Below are 22,525 nucleotides of genomic sequence, written 5' to 3' on the forward strand. Positions count from 1 at the left end.
GGAGAATCGACAATGTTGGCGCGAGCACCCATACAAATCGAAATACGTTCCGCGTTTTCGCGTTGGCGCCGGCAGATGGATTGACATATCCCCGAAACACTGGACGTGTGCCCCCATTCCAAAGACGGAAAGAGTGCCCTTCTTCCTAGACACCGTCGCCAGCTGGAATGTTTCCGTCCCTCCCGATTGTGCTTCGCGCGTGCTCGACATGGACGGCCCCAATTTTTACAATGCGTACTGGACGATGTGCTCGAAACGCCAACGCACGAACGACGTATCCATATCCGAGTGAACGAGCTGACGGACGCGGACGGGATTGACGCTCGGGCGCGACATCGGGGCAAATTTCGAGCAACTCCAGGCCTCGCCGATCCGATAAGCCGTATATGAATCGCGTCCGCTCGTTTCTCGTGCTCCTTGCTTGCGCGCTCCCTGCCATCGGCTGCTCGTCTCAGCTCAAACTCGACCCAGAATTTGCCGCCCGCGCCGAAGAGCTCCCGGTAAACGGCGCATCGAGCCCGCCCGCACAGTTCGCCATGGGAAGCTATCGCGTGAACGTTGGCATGTCGTCCGATTCGACGTACACGTTCCGACTCTTCGGCGTCGAAGCCAACGTCGACGGCGACTGGGTCCTCCACGGCACCCTCGATGGCGCGGACGTTCGAGCCGGCGGCTTCGAGTGCATCGGCCCAAACGAAGTCTCCCCCGAGCCAAACTCGAGCCGGCTGTCTTTGGGCAACAAAAAGTCCATGCGCTGCGAAATCCACGACGGGACACGCAAATGGTCCATGCAGTTCGACGCCCGCGCCAGCGACGACGGTCCCGGCACCCCGAACCGCCCCGGCTCCGGGCACAGCGATCCAAGCGACCCAAGGGCCTGGGACGCCTTTCTTCGAACCCCCGACGGCCAGTCCCTTCGCGTCGAATGGATCCGCCGAACATCGATGGTACGCATCAACAACGCCGGCGGCTACTACGTCATCGCCGACAAGCGCATCGTCGGCGCCCTCGACATTGGCAACATCGGCGACCCCCACGCATACATCGCCCGCGACGCCCCGCCCGACCTACGCCCCGCCATCGCCGGCGCCATGGCCACCACCTACGCCCTCGTCGCCGCCGACAAACACGGCCGCCACATCGAGTAGCGGCCGCCTCTCGCGTGCGCATCACCGAGCCCAGGGCGGAGTTGCCCGCCAAGCCGGAGCCCATGGACCGCGACGGGCTCGATCTGGTGACGGGCAAGGATGCTTGCGTCGCGGGCGTGACCGAAGCCAAGCCCTCCCGCGAAGAAGAGCTCGACCAAGAAGGCTCGCGGCGGGCCCAAGAAGGGTAGCTAGAAAACGGCGGCTAAGGCGCGGGGCACTCCACGGTGGTGGCCGAGATCTCACCGGCCGCCTGCGACAGCACCAACACGCGCGTGCCCTCGAGGGGAACGAGGCGCGCCATCGTCGGTTTGTCCACATTCGGCAACTCGAAGACCGGAAGGCGGGGCTTCAGTGCGGCATCGAGGACCGCGACTTTCACGCGCTTGGCGGCGCCCTTCGTTTCGACGAAACCGAGCAGCGAATCCGTTCCAGCGCGCACGATGCTGAGCGATGTGCGCTCCGTTGCACCATCGGCATCCAAGGGGAGCTGGGTGGGCTTTGGCGGCTTGGCCTCGACGGGATAGCTCGCGCCATACAGCGCGGGTTTGCCCGCAATCGGCGCGATCACAGTGACCGTGCGATCGGCCACCGCCAACGCGGGCATGCCGGAAGGAGCATCGAACCAATAGAGCGCCAGCTCACTCGGCGCAGCTTCGCCTTCGGCCTGGCGGGAGAGCGCGAGGTTTCCATTGAAGCGGCCCGCGAAGAAGAAGCCCGCATCGCTCTCGTGGATGCTCGCCGGTAGATCGAAGCTGTATCGATCTTTGTCGGGATCCGGCACGTTGCGAACGCCGAGGCCGACCACCGACGCCGTACCATCCTCCGCGATGGGGTGAACCTGCCATCGGCTTCGCGGCTCATGTTCGTCGCTCGTGACGTAGCCCCACGACGAGAGGATCCAGCTCTTTTTCCCATCGGTGAAGCTGCGGCAGTTGTGCGATCTGTCGGAGCCGGCGCCCATGAAGTTGCTCACGATGGACTCCTTGTCCGCGAATCCGCAGAGAATCTGCTTCATCTTGTCGGGGCCCGTCGACGTCGCGTCGACGAGAACGCGGACCTTGAGCTCCGACACGCCCGCCGGCGTGACCCGATGAATGGACACGCTGCCCTTCGGCAGGTGGGTCAACTCGGTGGCAAATGCGGAAGCATCCACGTCGACGGTGGACGCGGTGCCCGCCGCGGTATCGATGACGGACGCGCGGGGCGTCGCTCCTACGGCGTAGCCGACCATGAGGCGACCGTCGCCCATGCGAACCGCCGTGGCACCGGTTTCCGAACGCGTACCCTTCGCAATCGAGATGGGCGAGCCCACGACGGAGCACGTTGCGGCGCGCGAGGGCGACGGCGCGGGATTGGAGGAAGCTTTGGCGGAGGAAGCCGGTGCAATCGACGCGGAAGCGGACGTGGTGGACGGATCGGGCGGCGAGGGGCGAGTGTCTTTTTTGCAGCCCACGACGAGTAGCGAGGCGACGATGGAAAGCGGGAGAGCCGCGTGGCCGACGGAAGGCTTGGGCATGGTGGTTTTGCCTTAACGTCGGCCAGGCCGGACTCCATGTTGCGTCTCGCGAATTGGGGTGCCTCGTCGAGCGTTGTGCGTTCCAGCGCACGGTCGTTTTTAGCCGCGGCCACGTCGGCTTTGAGCTGATAAGGATACAGCTTTTGCTGGCCGTAGGCCTTGACGAGCGCGCGGTTCGCCGCGTCGAGGGCCTCCGAGCACCGGAACCACTTGTCCCGTGCTGCGACGACCACGGCTCCCGCGTCGCCACTCGCACCACCTTCGTCCGGGAAACCGCTGGCTCGTGCCTTAATCGAAAAAAGCGGAACCGTAGCGCACGGCGACCAATTTGGTTCGCGCGACGCGTAGTAGCGGTTCCGACGGTTACGAGAGGCGAAGCGCCTGCCATGCGGCCAGCGCGGCGAGCTTTTGGTCCTTGCCCCACGGTGGCCCGAGGCGTCTGCCGAGTGTGCCCAACGCTTCGGCCGCGATGTCGAGCGACTTCGGGGACACGAGGCGCACGGCGAGGCCGCGGGCGGCGCCTTCGGCCCTCAGGATGTCGCGGTAGAAGCAGCTTTCGGCCGCGTGGAGACGAGGATGTGCGGCCAGCACGTGCTCGAGCGGCTCGGGCATCGGCTTGTTGCTTCCGATCAGGGCGCACGCGGCGAGGCTTCGCCCGGACGCGATCCGTTCGAGCGCTTCGGCGGCCCGCTCCGAAGCCCTCAGGCGCGCTTCTTCGACCCAGCGGCGCGCGTCCTCGATGGGAAGTTTCGCGGCCACATGAAAGACGAAGCGATCGGCATCGCCGAGGATCTCGATCTCCTCCCGGACTTCGATGTATGGCGAAGCCAGCGAGCCGGCCGCCACGACGCAGGCCGCCCATCCCGTGTGCACGCTGATTCCAAGGGCCAATAGCATGAGACGCTCCCGTATGGTGGAGCGTATCGCGCGCGTTGCGTTCGAGAAAGAGCTCTTCGCCGCGCGATGGCCATCCGTGCGGCGGGCCTTCGATTTGCCAATCGGTGAATAGCAAATGATGCGGCCATTATGATCTTCGAGAACGAGGAGGCCGAAGTCCACCATCTTCTCCGCCGAGCCGTAATGGTTCTTGGTCGGGACGGGAGCGGCGCCCGCACCGTGAAGGCCCACGGTGTCCAGCGTAACGGATATGCCCCGTAGCGACGTGCCGGCAGACGACAGTTCAGGAGGGTGGAACAGCGCCGTTCCAAGAAAATATTGGACGTGACGGGAGGGAAAGGACCGCCTTCACGTATGAGGGGCCATGCGAACGTGGATCGGATGCTTGCTGCTCGTTGCGTGCCAGGCGTCCTCGGGCGGCGCCGATCCCCATGGCACGCGCGCCACGGCAAAGCTTGCAACGGGGATTGTTCCGCGTCCCGGTGAGCTGCCTGCGGCGCCATTGGTTGGCGCGCCCGTGCCAGTGCTCGAGCGGAGCATCGAGGAGACGGTGCTTCCATTCACCGTCATGGATGGCTTCGGCCGCAGCACGCGCGTGGACAAGGCCGTGCTTTCACACAGCCAGTGGGTCGGCGTCGTGGACAGAAACGACGATCGCAGGACCTCGGTCGTGCGCGGGGGCCATCGAAACTGCCACCCTTCTGCCCAAAACACACGGGCAAGGATTCCTTCGTCGCACCGGGGCCGTGTCTCGTCGAGCTACTGCACGAGCCGGTGTTCCACTGCTTCGATGTGGGGCGAGGCTTCACGTGAAGAGCCCCGGCATTGCCGGCGAGATCGAGCTTTTCGATATCGAACAACGGGGCTTGGTAACGCGAGCACCGTATTTTTTACGCCATAGTCTCGAGTTGAACGTACCTCGTCAGTACCTATCGCTGGCCTTGCATTGAGGCCGTCCTGCCGGAGTCTCATGTCGAAAAAGACGATCAAGAACCTATTTCAGGCCATCGAAGATGGAAATATCGATCTCGTCAAGCAGATCATCGGCGTCGACGCGGACGCGCTGGAGTGTGAGGGGGTCGGCAAAGTCATGTTCAGCGGAAAAACACCCCTCATCTATGCTCTACAATGCGGGCAGACGAACATCGCTTTATTCCTGCTCGAGAACCATGCAAATGCAAACGCGAAGATGTCCGACTCCTGGCGATGGCCCACGCTTCATTTCGCCGTTCGCACGGCAGTATCGGTCGACAGCAAGCCCGAAGACCTACACGTCCTCGAGCGAATGCTCACCTTTGGAGCAGATCCAAACGCCACGGATGCCTTTGGCAACACGGCGCTCGACCGCTCTCTACTGGACTACAAGAAGGATTGCGACGCTTGGAAGGTCATCCAGGTTCTCGTTGACGCTGGAGCGAATCAAGCGAACGTTGGCGGGTCCAAAATGACGACACGTGAGCTCGTTTCGACGAATCCCCACGCCTTCAGCTCCAAGGTACGCAGCATCATGGGCATTGGCTGAATGGGGCCTGGGGGACCGCTGCCCAACACGCTCCGTACCTAAGAGCTGCCCTCAAGCGAACGAAGCCGCCCTTGACGGAAAGTGGCACGGCTCCGATGTGCTTTATTCGAGGTCGTTCTAACATTCCCTAGGGGAGGGGAGGGATGTCATGACGTCCGCGACGCTAGCGGCCGGAGCTGTCTTCGCAGACCGGTTCACGATCGAGGGCGTAGCCGGCCGAGGTGGCATGGGCGTCGTGTACCGCGCGCGCGATCGGAAGCGGGACCATGCAGCGATGGCACTCAAAGTGCTCAACCATTTCGGCCCTGCGCATCATCCGTATCATCTTCTCGAGCGATTTCACCGCGAAGTTTACATGCTGTCGGAGCTTCAGCATCCCGGCATCGTTGCGTATGTCGACCACGGCGTCGCGGCACAAGAAGGGCTTGCCTACCTCGTCATGGAGTGGCTCGACGGCGAGGGCCTCGACGAGCGCCTCGATCGCGGCGGCCTAACGCTCGCCGAGACATGTCGCATGCTTTGCCTCTTGGCCGATGCCCTGTCCACGGCGCACGCGCGCGGATTCGTGCACCGCGACCTCAAGCCCGGAAACATCTTTCTTCGCGACAGACGCACCGACGCACCCGTCTTGCTCGATTTCGGTGTCGGGCGCGTCCAGGGCCGCATCCTTGGCCGCCGCTCGTACGGAAAACATCTTCGAGACGGTCAATCACCGACGCCTCCTCACGAACGCCCGGCTCTATCTTGGGCTCTTGCTCGCGCATTTGGGAAACATCGACATGGGCGAAGAAAAGCTGCGCGCCGCTCTTGCCGACGCCCGTCAGGATGGGGATATGTGGACCAGCGGCGTGGCAACGGTCCAGTTGGCAATGACCCTCGTCGATGCCGGAAATGGCTGGGCGAATGAAGAGGCCTCGCAGCTCCTTCGGAAATTATTGGAACGCCCCGGCGATAAGGATTTCCGGGGATTCGCCAATGCCATCCTTGCGAACATCCATTTGGACCGCGGCCAGCTCGACGCCGCGGAGTCGCACATCCGCCTCGCGCTCGATATGCTCATCACGTTCGTGACCGCACGTCCCTACGCCGATGCCGCTCGACTCCGCATCCTGCTGCGCAGCAACCGAATCGACGAAGCCCACGACGACGCCGAAGAAGCATTGAGCCGACTCGATCGACTCGTGGGCGGTGGCTTCGCCGAGGTGCGACTTCGACTCGCGGCATTCGAGGCTTACGCGGCGGCGGGCGATCCTTCCGCGGAGCGCATCCTCGAAGGTGCCCTCGACCAGATTTCGATTCGTGCAGGAACCATCGACGATCCGGTCGCGCGAGCGACATTTCTTGCAAAGAACCCGATCAACCGGAGCGCACTCGAAGAAGGGGGCAAGCGCTTCCCAATTACGGCGCCAGCTTGCAAATTTTGAAAAGTCGAAATCGGCGGGGACGCGAATTCGACGGATGGCTCCGAGCCCAGCCACAGAGCTTCAGTATTGAAGACCTCCCGGGGGGGGCCAATGTTCACTGGGCAAGTTGCGATTCGCTTCATGGGCGTACCCATGGCAGGCCGAGGAGCAGTATGGCGCCATTCTCACCGTCACCAAAGACGGCGAAATCAGCGTGGCGGAAGATGGGCTGATCTTCGACGTGGAAGACTTTGACAAGGACGGGCGCCCTGACCTCTTGTTGCATTCGTCCAAGGACGAGGAGTGCATGGAGGATCATCCGGAGGGCAAATGCGTCCGTCAATGGGGACCAACGACGGTTCGACTCTCACTCCCAGATGGATCGTTCGGAGGGGAGATCCCTTATCCGCAGGAGGCGACAACGTCGCCGCCCCAAGCTCCCGAAAGCAGCAAGCCGCGCGCGCCTCCGAAGAAGAGGCCCAGCAAAAAGCGGAAGTAGGGTGCTCCTCATGGCGAGATAAACAGCATCCACCAAGTGGTTCCGGATGTAGCGGCTCACCTCGACACGCCACGCCCGGCTCGGGCAGAACGAGGCCATCGCGTGCGCCCAGCAGTTGCCACGATTTCTCGGTCATGGCGGATCGATTCCTTCCGGTCGTGGAACTCGCCCTTCCGCCCTTCGTTGCGTATTCCGAAGGACGTGAAGGCAAGTGCGGGTGGAACAGAACCCGCAAGTAGCGGTTCTTTCCGTGACGCCGACTCGCTCCCGCATGCCCCATTACGGTACAAACAGAGAAATGCGGCGCCGCTCGTTTCTTCTCAGCGCCGTCGCGGGGTCGCTGGCTGCATGGGTGGGCCCCGGATGTGGAGGCGTCACGCGCACCGATCTTCCGAGGTCTCCTTCTGCCCGCGCTACCGGGAACGTCATCCTCGACGCCATCCTCGAGATTGCCTCGCTCGCGCCAAGCAGCCACAACGTGCAACCGTGGGCGGTGCGGGTCGAGTCTCCTCGGCGTCTGTCGGTTCTCTCGGTAAAAGAGCGATGGCTGCCGGCCGTCGACCCTAATAACCGCGAGATGCTCCTCTCGCTCGGAGCGTTCCTCGAAAACCTGACGCTAGCCGCCGCCGTCCACTCGCTGCACGCGGACATCGCGCTCGTCGCAAAAAACGCGCGCGACGCGCTCGTCGCGGACGTGACGTTGGAGCCCGCCTCTCCCCCGGCAAGCGACGCTGATCTCGCCCGCACGCGCTCCCGGCGAACGCTGCGCCGTAAGCTCGACACGACACCGCTCCGCGCCGCCGACCTCGCGCACCTCGAACGGTTGACCGGCGAGCTCGCCTACGTCGCACGCGGCGAGGGCTCATGCAACTACCTCGACGAGGTGACCATCGAGGCCAACCGCATTCAGGCTTATCGCGACGACGCACAAGCGGAGCTCGTTCGCTGGATCCGCTGGTCGAACGACGAGGTCGAGCAGCATCGCGACGGACTCACGCTTCCCGCGCTCGAGGTCACGGGCCTCACAGGATGGTTTGCGCGGACCTTCCTCTCGAAGGAGTCGCTGCTCTCGCCGTCGTCGCGCGAACGCGCGGTGAACATAGCACGCGAACTCGTCCCGAACAGTGGCGGCTGGATCGTCCTCGGCTCGAAGGACGACGGCGTCGCCGAACTGATCGACGCCGGCCGCCGCTTCCAGCGGCTCTTCCTCCAGGTGCGCGAGCGCGGTATCGGGTTGCACCCGATGTCGCAGGCGCTCGAAGAGGGTCGGTTCCGTGAGGAAATCGCCGCGCGCATCGGCGTGCCCACGCCGCAGTTCCTACTTCGGATCGGTTACTGCGGGAGTTACGACAATCCGGTGAGTCCACGCCGCCCGCCCGGGTGGTTCGTCGGCTGAGTGCCTAACCGATCGTGCGATGCTCGCCCGAGGATGCGTCGATCTTCGAAGTGACGGGCGATGGCTTGGAGTTCTTGTGTTCGAAGACACTAGAAGGCGCCGGGATGCAGGCCGAGATCTCCGTTGGGATTGCTTCCCTGCGGGGCTCCAATGTACAGCGTGATCAGCGCCTTGTACCGGTCGAGCGCCGTGCGGTCGCTCATGAAGGTCGGCAGTGCTCGTGGGTCGGCATTTGGATAGTTCCAAATGGACTCGTAGCCCGACGGTGGCGCGACGTCAGACCGGGAGCTCCACATCGACGTGCGGATGAAATTCTGCTGGTTCGCCCGTGAGAGGACCCAACTCATGTAGAGTTTGGCCGCAGCTGGATGCGGCGCGTCCTTGAGGATGGCGGCCGTCTGTGCCCAGGTGACCCACGGGCTATTCTTGGGCAGGGAGAAGACGGCGGTGTGGCCGGGTTGAAACGCGAGCGCCCCGCCCACGCCGAAAGCCGCCGCATACGTCCCATTACGTACCAGATCGCCCGTGTCTTGAGTGCCGCGAACGAATTTCGGATTTTGCGCAACGAGCTTCTTCAAGAAGTCCAAGCCGTATTCGTCCGTCAGCTGCTTGAAATAGAACAGCACGGCATCATCGTCGTTGGGGTATGTGAATACGAGTTTGTCTTTGAACTCGGGCTTCAAGAAGTCCGCTGCCTCGATGGGCGCGCCGCTTCCAAGCGACGTGGCCGTGAGCATTGCGAACGCGTGGAACCACATGCCGGTGTAGGCCCCATCCCTATCCTTGATGGCGTCGTAGACCTTGCTCCAACCGACGGGCTTATACGCGAGCAGAGCGCCCTCTCGCTTCCAACGTGGAAAGTCGTCGAAGGTTTGAAGCTGGATGACATCGGCGACGACATGATGCTCGGCGATTTGATTGTCGATTCGCGCATCATGAATCTTACTCAGATCGACGATGGTATTGATTCGAATGCTTGGGTACTGGGCGAGGAACGCATTCTTGACTCGGTCTTGCTGCGTGGGTTTGTCGCCGCCGGCGTAGACGGTCAGCTCGCCTCCCTCGGCGAGGGCTTCGCGATAGAGTCGCTGGAGCTGTTCGTCCTCGCTGCCGGAATCTGCCAGGGGCATGGATTCCAGCGATTCGGGAGACGGCTCCGATGCAGGCGACGCCGACGCACATCCCGCAATAGCAAGTAGTGCGAGAAAGGATCTAACGTGAATCGTATTCATGACCTCCACCTTGAAGTCGTTGAGGAATCGCGGCAAGACGTTAAGTTGAATATTGTGCGTATTGCTAAATTGAGGAAAAATGAAAGGCGATATGTCGTCAGCGCTGACGTTGGCTCAGTGAAAAAAAAGGTAGCGTGCATGCACGCTCGATAAGCGTGTCACGATTCGTTCGTTCGGTGATGATCGGCGGCAGTGCGCCTCCGTGGGGAAATTGCCAACGTATTCGATTTTACCGTTCGATGGGAAAGTGTCCGTTTTGGCGCTGGTGAAGATCCGCTCATCGTACTCACGATTGCGTCCCGCGTCCTACGGCCGGTCTGCGTGAGAAGCCCGTTCGTCGGATTTGAGCAGGTCGAACATTTGCGCAAAGATCATCTGCGCAACCTGGTCGCAATCCCGGAGCAACTCGTCGCCGCCGACGCTGGCGGAAGCTATGCAGACCAAGACGCCAAATTTGGCGTCTCCGCTCCCTATGATTCGAACCACCCAACATTTCCAATCGGGCTCTTGTCCGTTTTGCCGAGCAAAGCGGCGAGTATGGCGGATCTGAACTGCTGGCGAGTTCGTTTGGTACCGAATCGACTGGGCCTTCTGGGCGAGTTTGCCCGGGGCCGGGCAAGTCCAAGCTGATGGGGCGCCTCACGCAGATCGTCTTGTGGACGTCGAGCTCGCCCGAGCGGTTCGAGCAAGCCGCACCGCTCATGCAGGAACTGGCCAGGACGACCACGCGCGACGCGAGTACGCTCGCTCTCTTGTCGCGGCTGTACGCGTATCTGCTCCAGGTGCTCAAGGACGTGGGCGGTGACAAAGTGTACGGTAAATTTCTTGAAATTGCAGGACCGGAAGGAACGCGCGTCGAGACCCTGCGGATGGCGATCGAGAAGTCTCTCGCGGTGCAAAAGGTGGCGCTCTCCGAGGTCGGGCGAGCACGGCATCGACGGATGCACAAATCCAACGCTGCTCGATCGCTGGTACGAACATGCGCTCACGGTCGAAAACGAATCGGAAATCTTCGGCGGGTGAAGTGCGCTTTCGCGTCGACGAAGGCGGTTGCAGCGGGGCCTGGCGCGAAGAAGGGTGGCGCATGGGGGTGGACGTCGATTGCGAAATCTTGCATGGGAAATAGCGCGTCATGTGGACATCCGGCGAGATGTCCGACAAATTCTGCCTCCGAGAGGACTACGCCATGGCAGCTTCACAACAGATTGTGCGCGCACTCGACCATGCATCGACGGTCATTCGTCTGACGGCGTTCGACGAAACGCTGTCGTACGCTGCCGTGTCCGTTGGATTCGCTTACGAGACATCCGTTTCGGAAGCGGATCTTATTCGAGGCCTCCAGGTGGCGCTCGCGCACTACCCCGTATTCGGAGGTCGTATGCGCTGCCGGCCGGATAGCGCCGAGCTCGTCTGTGACAATCAGGGAATATCGCTTTCAGTACGGGTCGTCGACGCGACCGTCGACGACGCGACCGAATGGCTGACCGACAATGCAATCGACCGTATCGTTACCCCGGTGAACGCGCGACGTGCACGCGCAGGAAAGGAGCCTTTGCTCAGCCTTCGCATCACGTACCTCGCCGGCGGCGGGATGCTCGTCGGAGCCTCGTGGCATCATTCGATAGGGGACACGCAATCCTTCATGCGGTTCATGGACGCGTGGTCGGCAGCCGTTGACGGACGCGACATCGCTTCCGGGGAGCGAATAACCAACCGTTCCGCGTACCTATTGCGACACTTCACCGAGCGCAATCTCGTGAATGGCAAAGCCAGCTCATTGCGCTTTCGGCGACTCCGGTTGCTCGAGGTGGCGAAGATTCTCGTCGCGCTGCGAAAGCGAAATTTTCGCAGCGTCACCCTGTATTTTACATCCGACGAAATCAGCGAAATGAAGCGCGCGCTCGGCTCCAGGCTCTCGGCCAACGACGTGGTCTCTGCACATATTCACGATCTCGTACGCCGGTGCGAGGGCGCGGAGAGTCCGCGCGAGCTCATGGTCGTGGTCAACTTTCGAAAGCGTCTCGGTCTGGGTCCCGACGTGCTCGGCAACCTCCTCACGCCAATGATGCTCCCATGGAAGCCCGGCGACTCGGTGGGGGAGATGTCCGGAAGGATCCGCGCGGGCGTCGATCATTATTTGACCGACCATTTCGATTATCCGGCCACTGAGCGCGAGATCGACGCAATACCGAGGCGGGCTCGATGGCGTTACGTTCCCATCGATCCGACGCGCCGAATCCTCACGTTCACGAATTGGAGCAAGTTCGGTGTCTACGATGTGTCATTCGGCGGGAGCCGTCCCATGATGTTTGCGCCACTCTCCGCGCGACCTCAGCCCTGGGCCTCCGTTCTGGTCGAGGGCTTCCGCGGCGAAGGCGTGCTCGTTCGAGGCGATTTTCCGGTCAACATCGCAGCCGAGCTGCACAAAATGCCGATCGAACGCCGTCACCCGTATCGGAGGCCGGGTACCGCGTTGTCCACTCCCTCGCGTACGTTTCTCTGACGGAACGGGCCTATTCGTGCTTCCCGCCAGTCGAGCCAATCATGCCGCTACAACTGCTCGAATATGCGACCAGGGTATGGCGGCAGTGGCTCGCCAGGCGATCGGTTTGAGCACATCGCAGAAGCGATTCGGGTGCGCGCGGCCAACAAGTTCACGCGTACCGATTGCGGCGACGAAACAATTGGCTATTCCGAGGTCGCACCGCCGGCTCATGGCTGGAGACCTGGGTGTCCGGAGCGAGTCTTTTTGAAAAGATGCTTACATTCCAAGCGCAAACGGCGATCGAGCCATTCTCGAAGGCGCAAAAGACTGTTCGACTGCCGGGTCGACTATGAGGAAACCCCTACGTGCCGCGGCCATCTTCTCCGTATCGATGAGGAGACAACCCCAACCTGGGCAGCACGTGCCGGAATGCTCTAGGTCGCCGTGGCGTTTGCCATTCGACGATGAATCGATCTCGGGTACCGCTCTCAGTCCGATATCCAGCGTTGTACCGTCCCAGCGTCGTCTGCCGACGCCTCGCCCGGTGTATCCGATGGCTCGTCGAGGGGCGGACATACGCGCGAACCTGCACGACGGACCCTCTGCCGTTTCGCGTCAAGAAGCACGCGTCCAGATTGATCCGGCCACATGGCGACTGCCCGCGATGGCTGCAGGAGAACAAGGTAACAAATCTGGCGACCGCGTTGCCCTTCCTCGATGGACTCATTGTTCGCCCGGGCGAGTACTTCTCATTTTGTCACGTGGTCGGTCGACCAACGCGTGCGCGCGGCTTCGTCGACGGGATGGAATTGGCGCAGGGCCGCGCACGCCCCGGCGTCGGTGGTGGAATCTGCCAGCTCGCAAACATGATCCACTGGCTGGCTCTGCATAGCCCGCTTGTCGTCGTTGAACGAAGTACTCACAGCATGGACCCCTTCCCAGACCGCGAACGAAGTATCCCCTTCGGAACGGGTGCGTCCATTTTCTACAACTACATCGATCTTGTGATTCATAATCCAACGAGAAGCACGTTTCAGTTTCGCTTCCAGTTGTCGACGCGCGATTTAATAGGTGAGCTACGAAGTTCCAAGCGTCTTAAGTATTCGTACTCGGTATTCGAGCGCGAACACCGGTTCGTGCGTCAAGGGGGTGACGTATTTCGGGAGAATTCGTTGTGGCGCCGCATTCGACTCCGCCAAGGGGGAGCCCTTATCGGCGAGGAATTCATCAAGCGAAACCGAGCGCGCGTCCTCTACGAGGTCGAGCCGCAGATCGTGGAAGCCGCTTGACCTCGTGGCTGATGTCGCGCGCTCCCTTCCTACCGGTGATGCGGCTCTGGGGCGCGGTATCATTGCCGTTGACACCAACTTGCCTCGCACGCAACCTCTCTTCGCGATGAGGTCACCAGAATGAAGCGTCGGATGCTGATTTGCACTGGAGTACGTCGCCCATCCTGCTGGACACTCTTATCGGCCAGTCTCTTGGCTGCCGGCTGCAGTGCACCCGCCACACGGCCGTCTTCGGTCCATATCGCCGTTCCCCCTCGCCCTGTTGCCCCGCCGAGCGCGGTGATCACGAGTGGCGAGGCATATAGACGGGCTGACGGCAGCGAACGAACAGCTCATTGATGCCGCCGAAGCGGCCCGTGCGGAGGTTCTGGCAAAAGATCGGGCGAGCGGAGACCGCGGCCTGCCCGATAAGCCGCTACAGCTAGCACCGATTGAGCAGCTTCCTCCTGTCACCGGTGAGAAGGCGTGCGTGGAAGCAGGGTCGGGGGCGTGGTCATACGCGCTCGATTCGTACAGCGTCGATGATTGGCGCAAGAATGCCCGTTGCGTTGCATCCGATGCATGTTGCACATGCAACGTGGCATGGATGCCGCTTGACCTGTATTGGCCGAAACCGCGAGGGCTCGAATTTTGCACGTTGCCAGCCGACGGAGGACATGCGACAGATGGCGATAGTTCGACAGAGTGCCCCATGAGCGGCGTGCGGATCTTCGTAAAGCCGCCCGGGCTAACGGCAAACAACCCCACGGCAGCGACTCCAAAACCGGCCCTGCGCTCTCGCATACTCGAGGCGCCCAAAGAGGCACCCTTCGAACGTATTCCCAATCGGAGCGGCTTCGATCTCTCCAGCGTGCCCGCGTACGGCCCCGAAGGGCCACGGGAGCATCCGATGGTGGTTGCGCGGCGCCAGTTGCTGCGCGTCCACCAAACTATGCAAGCCAAGTTGCAGGCAAAATTGCAGGCGGATGCAGTGAACGATCCGCTCGAGCACGAAGCGGACCGCGTGGCCGACGCAGTGGTCTCCGGCAACCATGTTGCCTTACCGACGACCACGGCCACCGCGCAAGCCGCTCAGCGCAAATGCACCGCATGTGAGGAGGACGAGAAGGTCGATGGTGCGTTGCAACGAAAAGCCGTCGGCGATGCCAACGTCCAAGCGCCTGCGGCCGTCGACCACGTGCTTCGTTCGTCGGGTCGGTCTCTTGATGCGTCCACGCGCGAATTCATGGAGTCACGCTTTGGCCAAGACTTCAGCGACGTGCGCATTCACGATGATACCAACGCCCAACAGTCTGCGCACGCCGTCCGTGCTCGAGCGTACACAGTGGGTGGCGACGTCGTTTTTGGCGCAGGCCAATACCAGCCCGAGTCCACGGAAGGGCGCAGACTGCTCGCGCACGAATTGACGCACGTCGTGCAGCAGGGCGTAGGCGAGCGTCGGATCCAGCGCGCCCCCCTCGGGGAGGTCTGGTCCGAATATGTCTCAAAGCCGTATCAATCAGGAAAGGAAAAGGTATATTCATCGCTAATCGATGCCTACGAGGGTTATCGACGCGGTGTCATCGCAGCGATGCGCCGCACGGCCAGTCAACTATCGGGCCGGAGTCGGGGCGCAGCGCTGGAAGTCGTCGGTATTCTTGATGCGGCCACCAAGGTCACGACGACCCTCGCATATGCTGAAGTGGGCATCCTCGTCGGCGCAGGAGAAGGATTTGTCGACCTAATCGAGGGCATCATCTCGCTTCTCTACAACGTCTGCGATTTGGTCGTTCGTTTCTTCTATGGATTCATCGACCACGGTCAAGCATTCGACGAGCGCGCCAACGAAATCGTAGGCGCCCTCAAAGGATTGCCCGATGCTTTGGACCATTTGGTTACCGATTGGCTCGCCCGATTCTCCGCTGCGCCGACAGCACGCAAGAGCATCATGGTCGGCGAGTTGATCGGACAGATTATCGCCCTTATTGCGACCTTCGAGGTTGCCGCTGGCAAGGCGGGGCAGATCCCGAGGCTCACGCTGCCGACCATTGTCACGCAAGGCAACAGCCTTGCACTGGCCACGGCCGCCGCAGACGTTGGCCCCGCGGCGGCGGCGGGCGTTCGCGTGGGTGGTGCCGCGCTCTTGACCACGGGCGGTGCGGGCGGGAAGGATGCATCCCGCCAAGGCGCTCCGGAGCTTGGGGTGGAGAACGCGACTCCGGAGAAAGCCAGCACGAAGGGAGAGACAAGGACCGACCAAGCACAAAAAGCCGCAGAGGGCGTGGAAACTATTGCGGGTCGATTGCTGGGCTCGAATAATGGAAGCGTGACACGCTCCCTCCAAGAGCTGAGCGCAATGAAGCTTGGCCAGGACAAGGCGATTGAGGTGCTTCAGCAGATGTACAAAGCGTCCGGCCGCGGGACTGGGGGGCTCTCCACTCTCGCCGACGGGGCGAAGGCTCTGCTGTCGAGGCGCATCGGACCAAATCAAGCAATCCTCGTGATCGATGTTGAAGGCGCGGTAAGGACTGCCACCGCGACCATCGAATTGAGCGGTGACTTGACCAATCCGCTTCGTGCTGTGGACATCTTGTTTTGAGGAGGCGTGTGGGATGCGAGTCGAGTTTGACGTAGTGCCGGCAAGCGAGGGTATCTTCGGCCCTGAGATATTGCTTAACGCGGTATCGGGAGTCGGTTGCCTTCGTTTCGAGGATGGAAAGGTCATTGGGCGCCGCCCAGAAGTCCCAGTGACAAATGCGTTTGTCGTCTGGCTCGGACGACCGATCGTGGTCGTTTCAGGGGGCGTTGAACCGGAAAACGTGCCACGGGTAGCGAAGGAACTGCGCCTGCTTCTCGAGGACCTGACCGTGCCGGTCGTCGTTTGCGTGCCGCGAGACTCGGCTCAGAGCAGCGCGCGCGCGATTAGTGACATCGCTGTCTCGTATATCGACCGAGAGCTTGCTCGAGCCGAGGCGTACGTCCGAGTACAGGCAGCGTGGGAGGAAGGCGACCGGATCGAGATCGAACTCGATGGTCGGCCGTATTCCTTCCGGCTCGAATTCCGCGCGGGCGGAGCTGGCGGGCTCGTTCCTCACGTGGAATAGTTTAGTTGTTTCGCGGATACACGATGAGCTGATTGTTTCGGCTCGCGTCGCTCGTTCTCCTCGTCATCAGGATCGTCTCGAAAAGTAACATCCGTCTCGGGCACATAAGAGCATCACTTCCGAGGAGTATACCGAGCACTTCCCCGTCTCGCCTTTTCCCGCTGGCCGACGCTTGGAGCATCGCTTGGACGGCCTCGAGCGACAAGCCGAAGATGGCTTGCTCGCCGCGGTAGCGCAGCCGCCTGCTGAGAGGGGGAGGCGGACAGGACCCGGTGTTCACACCGGTGCGCTGCTTGGCTTGTTTTGAGAACGCTCAAAAACATCGAGAAAAGCAGGGTTCGGACCGGTTCCACACAGCTCCGGAATCGTGTCCGTGGATCAATCGACGATCGCGTCGACCACGGCTTCGAACATGATTTCGAAAAGCCCTCCGGCCACGCCCGCGCCGACGGCTCCAAGGGTGGATTCGCTCCGCTCGGCGCCGGGGTAGTCTTCGGGATCGAATCGTAGGGACAGTGGAAACGGCGGGGCCTTCGCCCGACGATCTTCGAAGTGCCGGGCGACCGCTTGGAGTTCTTCCCGATCGAACCACGTGCCCGCAGCACGTCGGGTGCATCATCTCCTCCTTCGAGCTTGTAGCCATCGACAGACGTGCAACGAATGGTACCTGTTGGAATCCTGAATGCGGCCTCCAGCAGCCGGATGAGTTTTGCCGCGATTCCAGCATCGGCAGCCGCGTGGCCGACGAAAAATCTGAATGCCCGAGTGAGCGTCGTTCGGAGCGTCCTGGCTCGACCCATTGCTGTCAATCGGCTCCAGGGCATTCATTTCGCAGGTCACCTTGAGGACGTCGACCAAGGTTCTCACCTTGTCGACCTTTGCCTGGAGTGCTCGGCGCAACTCTTCCTCGCCGTCGCGCGGAGTGCGTCAACGGTAGGGCCCGTCGGTAACGCGGGTCACGAGGGATTCCTCGAACGTGGACTGAGAAAGTAGCTTTCGAGCGAGCGCGCGGCAGCGTTGAATGGACCGGGCGCGCCAGGCGAAAGCAAAAGGGATTCCCACGACGCTCAAGACCAACCAGGCGAATGCGAAGGTGGTCGTCGAACTCGTCTCGAAATAGATTTCGACGTCCATGGACTCGGGCCATGATTCTTCCGAGTCGGTCATGGTGACGACGACCTCGTGGTTGCAGAAAAGGTTTGGCCGATCGGTGAACTTCGCCCGCCAGAGATAGCCTTCTTCCTGAACGATCTTTGCGCCAGGGATTTGGCGTACTCGGTCCAGAATGGACGATCCCGACGCGTTGGATGGATGGGCGAACACGAGATGCCCGTTCACACTCCAGCGAAGGTTCGCCCGCTCAAGATGCAGACCACGTGAGTTGTTTGACGCGAACATGATGCATTGCGGGCAATGTAAATACCGGGTCTGCGCGCGAAAAGGGGGGAGGGTGACTTCCATGAGCTCGCGCGTGCCGGCCATCGATTCAAGGCACGACGTGGATGGAAAGTTCGGCCGCGACACGACGTTCGGACTCGTCTTTGACGATGACGCGCACGACGTAATCGCCGGGTGGGAATGCAGCTCCGAGAGGTGCCATGTAGTCCGAAGGACCGTTCCGCGAGCACCCGGGTCATCGTAGGACACCGTTGGAAGTACCCGGGCGAAGTGGCACGCTTCGAGCAACGACGGGCGGCCCTCCGAGGGAGACTATACGCGCATCGTCATCGCGATCTTCACGACGTCGACGTCGACTCTTGCGGTCGCCGTGTGCGCCGTGCTCTCCGCAACCATTCGCGGGCTCCATCGAGCCGGTGGCGGCGGGAAGAGTGAGGGCCTGAGCTCCTCCTCTCGTGGCACGCGGTGCGGAAGGTCCTGCACGCCCGGGGCACGAAGGGTGCCATTCCGGCCATTGGTTGCCCTGCACGCTTGGACGATGGCGCCGCCATCGCGTTTACGCGCAGCAGCTGTCCATCGGCAACCAAGCCCATATCCCCCAGACGGGAAGAAATAACCGATGGCTCGTCCGATCTCGCCGAGGAACTCGTGTGCGCGCGGCTCCGAGGCGTAAGCCCGAAGAAGATCGTGCAGGCGTGGGACGCCATCTGCCAAGACGTCGACCCCGAAGATCCGCGCCCCTGCCAAACGTGGCCCAAGGATATCGCCGCCGTCACGCCCCCGTTCAATCTTCGCTGATGCAAGCACGCACCAAAACGCTGGCCCTCGCCGCAGGCGGAATCGCAGCCCTCGGTGGTGTGACGTGACGCCTAGGGCGCAGCGTCCTCGTAAGATTGGCGACGGCCGCACGGCCTGGAGCGCGCCCGCGTCGAAGATCTGGTTCGAGGAAGCTGGATCCCGACCGCGCGCAATATCGTGCTCTTGGGCCCAGTCGGTACGGGAAAAACGCACTTGGCGATCGCCTTGGGATTCGAAGCCATCAAACGCGGACACCACGTGCTCTTTTACCGCGCCTCCGACCTAGTACGAGCGCTGACGGAAGCGCGAGATGCACGGACGCTCTCCCGGTTGCAGGAGCGGCTTCGCCGGGCCGCGCTTTTGGTCATCGACGAGCTGGGCTTCGTGCCCCTCGAAAAAGCGGGCGGCGAGTTGCTCTTCGATGTCCTATCCACGAGGCACGAACGCGGCGCCACCGTCATCACGTCCAGGAGGTGCCGGCACCCACGCGGTGAGTGCCTCTCTATGGCCAGGGGTGGGTCACTTTTTCTTGGCCGCGGTGGGGCAGATTTTCTTGGCCGTTGACAGTGAACGGGTCGTGGGCCTCACCACCACCGCGCTCTCCATCGCCGATCTGCGCACGGCCGGCGTCGCGCGCGTCAGCCTCGGCGGATCCTTTGCGCGCGCCGCTCTCGGTTTCCTTCGCGACGGGGCGCGCGAGCTGTTCGAACGGGGAACGCTGGGCTTTGCCGAAAAACAGATATCGCAGCGCGATCTGAATACCCTGTTCGCCAAGCGCGACATTCCCCAAAGCTAGACGACCTTGGTGAGCTCGTGCGGGGTCACGAACGCTTCTCGCGCCCCGACTTGAGCGTATTGGCCCACCATACCAAATCGTCGAGCATGGGCTTTGCGGCATGATCGAGGTACGGATAATCCGCCATCGTTTTGCCCTCGCGCAGCATTCGAAGCATCTCGACCAAGCAGATATGCACGGTGTGCTTGAGTGTGGCAACGTGCATCTCCGCCAAAATGTGTCGGAGGTGCTCGACCGCACGCGATCCTCCCACGCCGCCGTATCCGACGAAGGCGGCGGGCTTGCGTTGTAGCTCGCGAGCGAGGTAATCCAAAGCATTCTTCAATACGCCCGTCACGCCATGATTGTATTCGGCGGTGATGAAGAGGTACCCATCGAACGCGGCCATTCGTTCGGCCCCCGCGCTATTTCGAGGTTGGGGCCGAGGTCAAAGTGGTTTATGAACACGAAGCTTCGTCCGGGGGTAATGCAGACCAATCATTCAAACGTGCAAGCGGATGTCCGCCCATGTCATTGCCCTTGTGCAAGCGCCCCATTCAGGGCAAACGCGCGCGGCGGAACCAGATGAGAACGGGGTGCTCCGCGTAGGCAGTGCACGCTGCCGCGAGGGACGCTGCCATTCGCTCGAGACCGGGCCAAAACTCGCTCGACGATCCTCCACAGCCGCTCGACCTCGGTTTCATAAATCGCGCGCGACCGGCATCCGGCGACAACCCGATGGCGTCATGATCGGAACGAAAGCGTGATCCGGAGCAAGCACCTCGCGACACTTGCATTGTGTCGCCAAGGAGGCCCTATGCGAAAGTGCTTGATCATGCTGGTTCTCGTCGTCGGATGTTCGAACAATGGAATATCGCCGGGAGAATCGCCGAACGCTGATGTGGTTGCGCGTATGCAGAAGTCCCCCGGCCGCACGGCGCTCGAGGCTGCGCCAATGGCCTCGAGTTCTGCGCCCAGTCATCATCTCAAGATTCAATTGCTCGGTCGTGGAGCGCACCCACTGGGGAACTCCGACGTGACCATCACGGATTTGGCGACGGGGCGGGCCGCGTTCGATGACATCATTTCCGGTGAGAGCGTCGAGGTGGATCTGCCGGCGGGGCGTTATGGCATCGGTACGGTCATTCGAACACTCGTTCCCGGTTCGGAAAATGCGTCGTCGACCGTTGCGTGCCTGCCTCGTTTTGAGTTCGGCGGCGATACGAATCTGGTCTTCGATGCGCAGCGTGGAAAGCGTGTCAGCATCTCGCTCGACGAGCCTTCGGCCGAGCTGGTGAGCGGGTCGTTCTTCGTGGCCCAGCCCACGGATCAAGGCCTGGTGCAATTCCCGGCTTCCCCGAGCGCGCTGCGCAATCTGGAAGAAAATGAGCTTTACGTAGTCCCCACCGCAACGGAGAAAGGATTTTCGTTCGAACTTCAGAGCCATTGGGTTCAGCGTGGCGCGCCGATTACGCCGTACGTGTACAATCTGGTCACGGCTACCCACGATGGCATTCCCGCAGATCCGAGCTTCCGGGTCCACACGTCCGATCTGGTGCAGGTGCGGCGCCACTGGTCAGCGCAGGGTATTTCGGGGGACAACAGCGACGTCGGAAGCGGACCGAACCTCGATTTCGTCAACGGTCACGGTACCTGGGGTTTTGGATTTCGGATTCCGTCTCCAGGAGTTCGCACCGAGTATTACACACCCGGTAGGTGGAACGTGGACACCGCACAGGGCGTTTCAGAGGTTGGTTACGAGAATTCGAGCGCGCTCCTCGAGTATGGCCCTGGCATATATCGGGAGAAATGGAATCAGATGCCGCTAGGCCCCACCTTCGTGGAGGGCCTCATTTACCAGGCGAGTCGCCAAGGCGATGACCTGATCATGTACATCCCCATGTTCAGCGACTCGGAGAGAGGCCATGCGGGCACGGCTCACCACACGGCCATCGGCACGACGACGTTGCGGCGTGGCGACGAGGTCCTTCGCGAAGAGCCCTTCATGGGTATATTCCCCAGCGCTGTGACGTTGCCGCCCGAGCCCTCCGTCTACGAGGTCACCGTGCAGGGCAAACGCCAAGTCCCCTGGTCGCGCTATGCGACGGACCAGAGCGTTACGTGGAAATTCTTGTCCCAGCATACGACGGAATCCGAACCGCTGCCGCTCATGGCCCTGCGCTACTCGCCAAAGCTCGATGACCATGGGCGCGCGATCGCGGGTCTGCCGTCGACCTTCGAGGTGCGCGCGGAACACAATGGCGGCAAAGGACCGCCGCTTCGTCAGCTCGATGTCTTCGTTTCATACGACGATGGCCAGCGCTGGGAGCAAGCGCCGGTCGTCGGCTTGGGCGACGCACGGCGTGTGTTCGTACGATATCCGAGCGATGCCGAATTCGTCTCTCTGCGGGGTGTTGCCGTGGATGAAGAAGGGAACTCCGTGACGCAAACCTTGATCCGTGCGTACGGACTCCGTCGTCTCGACTAAGCTCAGAACCAGCGCACGAGGGCGTCGTCGAACGATCGCGACGCCCCATCCGTCCATCCGATGAAGTCGTCGGGGCAGCCCGGAAAGCTTCGGCGTTCTCGATGACCCATGTCCACACCGGGATCATGCCGGCGACTCACGCCTCGATCTCGTGGAGGTCGGAGGAAGCATTGCATCGGTCCCTCTGGTCGGGAGCGGAATGGTCCAACGCGGCCGCGCTCGCGAACAACTTGAGCAGGAGCGGGAGCTCGCCATTCGCGGTGACCTCGCTGCGAGATGGCCGCATCGCGATCGCCAACGGCGACGACACCGGCGCTATCCGCGCCGGATTCTTCAATGGTACAAAGTGGACCGAGCTGAAGACCGTGCCGCTTGCACCGGCTGCGACTCTCTATGCCAATCGTCGCGTGGCGCTCGCGCGCGGGGTCTCCGCGGGGGTGATCCTCGAGCTCGTGTATCTCGCCGATGACCGGATCGTACGCCACGCTCGGCTCACCAACGAAGCTAGCTGGACATGGTCGACCCCCACGATGGTCAAGCCCAGCGGGACCTACGACATGGTCCATCTCACGGCCTCTCCCTGAGAGGGCCAAGCG

Annotated in this window: 20 protein-coding genes; 14 read left to right on the top strand and 6 right to left on the bottom strand. The window is 61.9% G+C overall.

Annotated elements, in window-relative coordinates; translation table 11 throughout:
* The first annotated feature begins 386 nt into the window (after positions 1-386).
* Positions 387-1,148 (top strand): hypothetical protein, encoded by a 762-nt coding sequence (locus tag LVJ94_48955; protein ID WXB04811.1) that lies wholly within the window; start codon positions 387-389, stop codon positions 1,146-1,148.
* 14 nt (positions 1,149-1,162) lie between these two features.
* Positions 1,163-1,336 (top strand): hypothetical protein, encoded by a 174-nt coding sequence (locus LVJ94_48960; GenBank protein ID WXB04812.1) that lies wholly within the window; start codon positions 1,163-1,165, stop codon positions 1,334-1,336.
* A gap of 14 nt (positions 1,337-1,350) precedes the next feature.
* On the opposite strand, the gene LVJ94_48965 is transcribed toward LVJ94_48960, so the two are convergent.
* Both LVJ94_48965 and LVJ94_48970 read right to left on the bottom strand, forming a co-directional pair.
* Positions 1,351-2,664, bottom strand: a complete 1,314-nt coding sequence (locus LVJ94_48965; protein ID WXB04813.1) for a hypothetical protein — start codon at positions 2,662-2,664, stop codon at positions 1,351-1,353.
* 363 nt (positions 2,665-3,027) lie between these two features.
* On the bottom strand, positions 3,028-3,792 hold the full coding sequence (locus LVJ94_48970) for a hypothetical protein (GenBank protein WXB04814.1): 765 nt from the start codon (positions 3,790-3,792) through the stop codon (positions 3,028-3,030).
* A gap of 739 nt (positions 3,793-4,531) precedes the next feature.
* Here LVJ94_48970 and LVJ94_48975 point away from each other — a divergent pair.
* The gene (locus LVJ94_48975) at positions 4,532-5,083 is read left to right on the top strand and encodes an ankyrin repeat domain-containing protein (protein WXB04815.1); all 552 of its coding nucleotides are present in this window, start codon (positions 4,532-4,534) and stop codon (positions 5,081-5,083) included.
* Positions 5,084-5,246: 163 nt separating this feature from the next.
* Here the strand turns inward: LVJ94_48975 and LVJ94_48980 are convergent, their stop codons facing one another.
* Positions 5,247-5,459, bottom strand: coding sequence for a hypothetical protein (locus LVJ94_48980; protein ID WXB04816.1), 213 nt, complete (start codon positions 5,457-5,459; stop codon positions 5,247-5,249).
* Positions 5,460-5,751: 292 nt separating this feature from the next.
* On the opposite strand from LVJ94_48980, the gene LVJ94_48985 reads away from it, so the two are divergent.
* From LVJ94_48985 to LVJ94_48995, 3 genes are all read left to right on the top strand, one after another.
* Entirely contained in the window at positions 5,752-6,507 is a 756-nt protein-coding gene (locus tag LVJ94_48985) for a hypothetical protein (GenBank protein ID WXB04817.1), read from the top strand.
* Between the two features lie 106 nt (positions 6,508-6,613).
* Positions 6,614-6,985 carry a hypothetical protein gene (locus LVJ94_48990; protein WXB04818.1) on the top strand — a complete coding sequence of 124 codons (372 nt, stop codon included), beginning with the start codon at positions 6,614-6,616 and terminating at the stop codon, positions 6,983-6,985.
* 298 nt (positions 6,986-7,283) lie between these two features.
* Positions 7,284-8,381, top strand: a complete 1,098-nt coding sequence (locus tag LVJ94_48995; GenBank protein WXB04819.1) for a hypothetical protein — start codon at positions 7,284-7,286, stop codon at positions 8,379-8,381.
* 89 nt (positions 8,382-8,470) lie between these two features.
* Here the strand turns inward: LVJ94_48995 and LVJ94_49000 are convergent, their stop codons facing one another.
* Positions 8,471-9,613, bottom strand: coding sequence for an ABC transporter substrate-binding protein (locus LVJ94_49000; GenBank protein WXB04820.1), 1,143 nt, complete (start codon positions 9,611-9,613; stop codon positions 8,471-8,473).
* Positions 9,614-10,799: 1,186 nt separating this feature from the next.
* Here LVJ94_49000 and LVJ94_49005 point away from each other — a divergent pair.
* From LVJ94_49005 to LVJ94_49020, 4 genes are all read left to right on the top strand, one after another.
* Complete coding sequence (locus LVJ94_49005; protein WXB04821.1) at positions 10,800-12,116, top strand: hypothetical protein; 1,317 nt, start codon at positions 10,800-10,802, stop codon at positions 12,114-12,116.
* 617 nt (positions 12,117-12,733) lie between these two features.
* The gene (locus LVJ94_49010) at positions 12,734-13,387 is read left to right on the top strand and encodes a VanW family protein (GenBank protein WXB04822.1); all 654 of its coding nucleotides are present in this window, start codon (positions 12,734-12,736) and stop codon (positions 13,385-13,387) included.
* Between the two features lie 691 nt (positions 13,388-14,078).
* Positions 14,079-15,965, top strand: a complete 1,887-nt coding sequence (locus LVJ94_49015) for a DUF4157 domain-containing protein (protein ID WXB04823.1) — start codon at positions 14,079-14,081, stop codon at positions 15,963-15,965.
* 13 nt (positions 15,966-15,978) lie between these two features.
* A complete protein-coding gene (locus tag LVJ94_49020; protein ID WXB04824.1) occupies positions 15,979-16,470 on the top strand; it encodes a hypothetical protein in 492 nt (163 codons plus the stop codon).
* Positions 16,471-17,397: 927 nt separating this feature from the next.
* On the opposite strand, the gene LVJ94_49025 is transcribed toward LVJ94_49020, so the two are convergent.
* Entirely contained in the window at positions 17,398-17,952 is a 555-nt protein-coding gene (locus LVJ94_49025; GenBank protein WXB04825.1) for a hypothetical protein, read from the bottom strand.
* 381 nt (positions 17,953-18,333) lie between these two features.
* Between LVJ94_49025 and LVJ94_49030 the strand changes: the two genes are divergently transcribed.
* A complete protein-coding gene (locus LVJ94_49030; GenBank protein ID WXB04826.1) occupies positions 18,334-18,666 on the top strand; it encodes a hypothetical protein in 333 nt (110 codons plus the stop codon).
* Positions 18,667-19,243: 577 nt separating this feature from the next.
* Positions 19,244-19,462 carry a hypothetical protein gene (locus LVJ94_49035; protein ID WXB04827.1) on the top strand — a complete coding sequence of 73 codons (219 nt, stop codon included), beginning with the start codon at positions 19,244-19,246 and terminating at the stop codon, positions 19,460-19,462.
* A gap of 25 nt (positions 19,463-19,487) precedes the next feature.
* On the opposite strand, the gene LVJ94_49040 is transcribed toward LVJ94_49035, so the two are convergent.
* Positions 19,488-19,850, bottom strand: a complete 363-nt coding sequence (locus LVJ94_49040; GenBank protein WXB04828.1) for an NAD(P)H-dependent oxidoreductase — start codon at positions 19,848-19,850, stop codon at positions 19,488-19,490.
* Positions 19,851-20,396: 546 nt separating this feature from the next.
* On the opposite strand from LVJ94_49040, the gene LVJ94_49045 reads away from it, so the two are divergent.
* Positions 20,397-21,929: a hypothetical protein gene (locus LVJ94_49045; protein WXB04829.1), complete on the top strand. Its 1,533-nt coding sequence runs from the start codon at positions 20,397-20,399 to the stop codon at positions 21,927-21,929.
* Between the two features lie 170 nt (positions 21,930-22,099).
* Positions 22,100-22,513, top strand: a complete 414-nt coding sequence (locus tag LVJ94_49050; protein WXB04830.1) for a hypothetical protein — start codon at positions 22,100-22,102, stop codon at positions 22,511-22,513.
* The last annotated feature ends 12 nt before the right edge of the window (positions 22,514-22,525 follow it).

This window comes from Sorangiineae bacterium MSr11367 (assembly GCA_037157805.1).
In the GTDB taxonomy this organism is placed as follows: domain Bacteria; phylum Myxococcota_A; class Polyangia; order Polyangiales; family Polyangiaceae; genus Pendulispora; species Pendulispora rubella.